At 43.0% G+C, this 4,526-nt stretch carries 5 protein-coding genes; 2 read left to right on the top strand and 3 right to left on the bottom strand.

Annotated elements, in window-relative coordinates; genetic code table 11:
• The coding region (locus tag KIV40_RS09725) for a reverse transcriptase N-terminal domain-containing protein (RefSeq protein ID WP_285348921.1) at positions 1-263 on the bottom strand (263 nt) is incomplete at its 3' end.
• A 772-nt stretch (positions 264-1,035) separates the two neighbouring features.
• Positions 1,036-2,112, bottom strand: a complete 1,077-nt coding sequence (locus tag KIV40_RS09720) for a GlxA family transcriptional regulator (protein WP_285348919.1) — start codon at positions 2,110-2,112, stop codon at positions 1,036-1,038.
• 135 nt (positions 2,113-2,247) lie between these two features.
• Here KIV40_RS09720 and KIV40_RS09715 point away from each other — a divergent pair, with 135 nt between their 5' ends.
• Both KIV40_RS09715 and KIV40_RS09710 read left to right on the top strand, forming a co-directional pair.
• Positions 2,248-2,985: an isocitrate lyase/phosphoenolpyruvate mutase family protein gene (locus KIV40_RS09715; protein ID WP_285348917.1), complete on the top strand. Its 738-nt coding sequence runs from the start codon at positions 2,248-2,250 to the stop codon at positions 2,983-2,985.
• Positions 2,986-3,129: 144 nt separating this feature from the next.
• The gene (locus KIV40_RS09710) at positions 3,130-3,909 is read left to right on the top strand and encodes a DUF5131 family protein (protein WP_285348915.1); all 780 of its coding nucleotides are present in this window, start codon (positions 3,130-3,132) and stop codon (positions 3,907-3,909) included.
• A gap of 296 nt (positions 3,910-4,205) precedes the next feature.
• Here KIV40_RS09710 and KIV40_RS09705 read toward each other — a convergent pair.
• The coding region (locus KIV40_RS09705) for a recombinase family protein (RefSeq protein ID WP_285348913.1) at positions 4,206-4,526 on the bottom strand (321 nt) is incomplete at its 5' end.

Below are 4,526 nucleotides of genomic sequence, written 5' to 3'. Positions count from 1 at the left end.
GCATCGGTGTTCCAGATGTCGCCGTCAATTCCTGGCGTTTTACTGCCTTTGTTTTGTGATACTCGACGAACAGCGAGAAGCTTTGCTGCTTTCGAGTGAGTCAGTATCCACTGTAGTGCTTTTGCCTTACCGTGTTTACCTTTTCGGATTGCTTTTGCAATGCGCATCTGGAGCCTTAACACATGGTGCTCAACCGCTTTCCAGTCGATGGATTGCCATTGGGCGCTGCCAGAAGGGGCACTCACTTCATGAGAAGAGATCATCTGCGTTCCTTCTTAAATAAAGTTTTCCAAATCATCTTGCAATGGGAGACCAGTTGGAAGTGGGCACACTTTCGTGCCAGACATCTGTCTGTATCTGCATCATTACAATGCAGCGTTCGCTTTTTCCAACCTCCTTTACCAGCACCGCTATCGGCTATCTTCACAGATAGCTTTCCCGAAGGAACGATACTGGCTTACCGTGTTCCGCATGTCGCGCAATATCAGGGTAGATGCCCACTATAGTGCGAGGAGCTTATCGATCACGAAAGAGTATTGTCCAACCTCTTTCCTACTCCCGTTGCCGTTTGGCCACAGCGTATTAACCACTTCCGCTGCTTCATCATATAACGCACCTTACATGGATTCACTTTCGTTCATCATACTGATTCCCTAGCACTCACCCGATTTGTGGTTATCAGGAGGAGCATCCCCTCGCGGTTTTGCTCCCGTTTGGCTCCGTACCAAACTTCGTTACATTGTCAGGCTCGCTGCTTTATTCAGAGCCTTAGGGTCGTCTGGTGATACAAACGGTTCACTCTTATCGCGGTGAACAGCGCTTCATGCGACTTCACGTCGCACGGACAAAAATGAGCTATAGCTTTCGCTAAATTAGCAGTCAACGAATAATCTAAGGTATTGCAAACCCTCTTATCGATTGACCAAAGCAACTCATCCACTACACCTTACCCTTTACATAGTTATCAACTAGTTGCTTTAAAAATAATGATATAGCTTCACTATAGGTGACCAAACTTACCTTATTAACAACCTCCTATATGGATGTTGTGAATCTTTTACGATACGCAAGTGGTGATACCCCAAGGTAACGTTCAAAAGCAAGGCGCAAGCCATTAGTCGAAGAGAAACCACTTAAGGTGGCCACTTTTGATATTGGTTCATTGGTTTGCTCAAGGTGATTACGTGCATAATCAACTCTGCATTTCTCTATAAACTCACCTGGAGGTAAGCCGACCTGTTTGCGGAAATGACGATTAAAGTTTCGAAGGCTCATACCAAACACATCTGCAAGCTTATCCAATCTTAAATCTTTATCTATATTTTCAAGTATGTATTGTTCAAACTTAGTGCGTGAATTAGCGCTTGAACCCATTGATAGACTTGCAAAAAATTGAGATTGATCTCCGGGGCGCTTCATGAATGTAACCATACCCTGAGAAACGCGTCGCGCTACCTCGGCTCCTAGATCTTCTTCGACTAAAGCGATCGCAAGATTAATACCTGATGTCACTCCTCCCGCAGTATAGATATGTCCGTCTTTCACATAAATCTGCTTTGGATTTAATTGCACTTTTGGATATCGACTTCGGAAATCAGCAGCAGCAGCCCAATGAGTGGTCGCAGAACGTCCATCCAAAACGCCAGCCTCAGCGAGGATAAATGCCCCAGTACAAATACTTACTACTCGGTTTACAGCGGTCGACATTTTGGTCACCCAATTGATAAAGCTCTTATCTGTTAAACAGTAATCGTGTTGGTCTATTGCTTGGAAAATGAGCGTATCGATATCCCCTCCCTCTAATTCGTTATAGGTTTTGGAAGCTGTAATCAAAAGCCCCTCACATTCGTAGAGCCTACCTGAACCCTGCGTGACGACTTCAACCTTATATGCAGAGCGACGGCCAGCAGATTCCAAAAAGTAATTTGCCTCATCAAGTACCTGCAATACTCCTACATATTCTAGTGACGACGCTAAGTCATTTGTCACAATAACAATTCGGCGTAGTTTGTCATTCAGTGTAGGCTTTTCGAGAGGCGGTATTCCATATTTTGGCATTGGGAAACTCCGGTAGTGGGGATCAATTGGCACGATATTTTGCTTTCTTGTCATTGTGCCATTATACCTCAGTGCGCTATATTCTGAAACGAAGTAGATACACCCAATGCCCACTACAAACCTGACGCTAAACCGAAAAACAGTGTTTAACGTTGGATATAGAAACGTCTGAAACGAGAGTTGAATCAAATGAATTTTAAAGAGCTGTTAGAAAAGAACGATGTCATTGTTGAATGCCCAGTTTGGGATGCTCCAAGTGCAAAAATAGCGGAGAAGCTTGGCTTTAAAGTCGCAGTAACATTGAGCAGTGTTTTTGCGGACATGTTTGGGTATGAAGATGGTAAACAGCTTTCTTTTGAAGAGCTTAAATTTATGCTTGAGCGAATTGCAAAAAATACCTCACTTCCCTTATCAGTAGATCTTGAATTCGGTTATAGCGAAGACCCCTTGATCGTTGCCGAGCATATCAAAGATCTAAGTCGCATTGGGGTGGTCAGTGTGAACTTGGAGGACAGCAGGTTAATTGGAGCGCCTCGCTTAATTGACGCGAAAGTGAACGCAGAAAAGATAGCCATCATCAAGCGTAAGTTACTTGACGATGGTATAGAAACGTTTATCAATGCAAGAATTGACACCTATTACTTGCAAGTTTTATGTGGTGTAGAAACACCAAATTTACTGGATGAAACATTACGCAGGATTGATCTTTACGAAAAAGCAGGTGCGGACGGGTTCTTTATTCCTCTTGCCTCTGATGATTTAACAACAATTGTAGATGCCACTCAGCTTCCTATAACCGTTGTTACAAACCCAGAGAACGCTGAGTCTTACATAGGCTCAGGGGTTAAGCGCATTCTTCTATCTAATGATGTCTATGTTCAAGCCGAGAACAGTATTGAAAGTCGGTTATCCAACTGCATTCGCTAAGAAAATCATCCACAGAAAACTAATTTTCAATAGGCTCACAATCGGCGAAGGCTAATCCTAGAGAAGAGTGTGGGCTTGCCTGTTTACTTATTAAGAATTTATTCAAGATATTAACTTTCGAATTAGCTCAGGTTAGTAGGCATCATGACTGAAATTAAAGCAACATCTTGGAATCCTTTCACTGGATGCAGGAAGATATCTCCTGCTTGTGACAACTGCTATGCCGAACCATTGGCTCAAAAGCTTATGAAATGGGGAACAGCAGGGTATAGCAATGGTTTTAAGTTTACTGAACACTTCGAACGCATTCTGAAAGCGCCTGCTTTAAGTAGAAAAAAACCAACACTCTATTTTATCAATAATATGAGTGACACTTTTCATGAGCTTGCCAGTGAGCAAGCGCTTGAGCAAATCCTCGATGTTGTCACCAAAGCGCATTGGCATAACTTTTTAATGCTCACGAAGCGCAGCAAAAGGATGAGAGAGTTTTTTGAAACTCGAATTGTGCCAGAAAACCTTTGGTTAGGGGTCACTGTAGAAAATAGAAAGCATGGCCTTGAACGAATAAAAGACCTGCAATCGTTAAGTGCTGCAAACAAGTATCTGTGTTGTGAACCATTACTAGAAGACTTAGGTGAGTTCGATTTATCCGGCATCCGTTTAGTGGTTGGTGGTGGCGAGAGTGGTGTCAATGCAAGAAAGTCAGACCTTTCTTGGGTATTGTCGCTTAAAGATCAATGCGAACGACAGAAAGTTCATTTCTACTGGAAATCTTGGGGGATGTTTGATGGCGACGGTGTCCGTAGGGGGAATGGAAAAAGTGGCTGCTTAATTAATGGTATAGAGCACAAGTCTATCCCTGAAGGCCTCATGCCTAAGCCGCAAAAGCGAGCGGCCACTAAAAACCAACTTGCACTACTTTGAAACAGACCAGTTCAGGCTGCTCTGCTTCAAACTAATTTTGAGAAGGTTAGTTGCTTGGAAAGGAACTCTTTAGTGATCTTATGAACTTTAACGGGTTTATTGTGACTCTTTTTACCCTCAGGATTGATAAATGCGTCACCCTTGCCTGTGATGACTCTAGTAAAGCCATGAATTCCAACTAGCACTATATAGATGAATACCCAATAACATAGTGTTTCATTAGAATTAGTAGGCCAAATGTTCGCCTGTATAGTGTGTTGCTCAAGTACTCTAGCTTGTAAAGGGGCAATTCAAATTTAGAAAGTACCAGTTTCACCAGATGGGGGGCGTTGTTTATTCTCTTTTGTCACTGCCATTTTTAAGGCGCGATATATCGTTGCTTCTCCAAGCTCAAATTCTTTCGCAAGTTGACCGATCGTGGCTCCTTCGGCTCGGCGAGAATGTATTGCATCACACATATGCTCGTTGAGTTTGGCTGGCCGCCCAAATTTCACGCCGTTCTCTTTTGCTTTGGCAATACCTTCCGCTTGTCGTTCTGTGCGTAAGTCATTTTCAAATTCAGCAATGGATGCCAGCATGTTAAACATTAATCGACCTGTTGATGTACTTGTATCGAT

This window comes from Vibrio sp. D173a (assembly GCF_030248475.1).
This window is presented reverse-complemented; position numbering and strand designations above follow the sequence as displayed.

Excerpts from the sequence above, each read along its gene's own strand:
- KIV40_RS09715 (WP_285348917.1), top strand. The coding sequence starts at position 2,248 with ATGAATTTTAAAGAGCTGTTAGAAAAGAACGATGTCATTGTTGAATGC.
- KIV40_RS09710 (WP_285348915.1), top strand. The coding sequence starts at position 3,130 with ATGACTGAAATTAAAGCAACATCTTGGAATCCTTTCACTGGATGCAGG.
- KIV40_RS09720 (WP_285348919.1), bottom strand. The coding sequence starts at position 2,112 with ATGACAAGAAAGCAAAATATCGTGCCAATTGATCCCCACTACCGGAGT.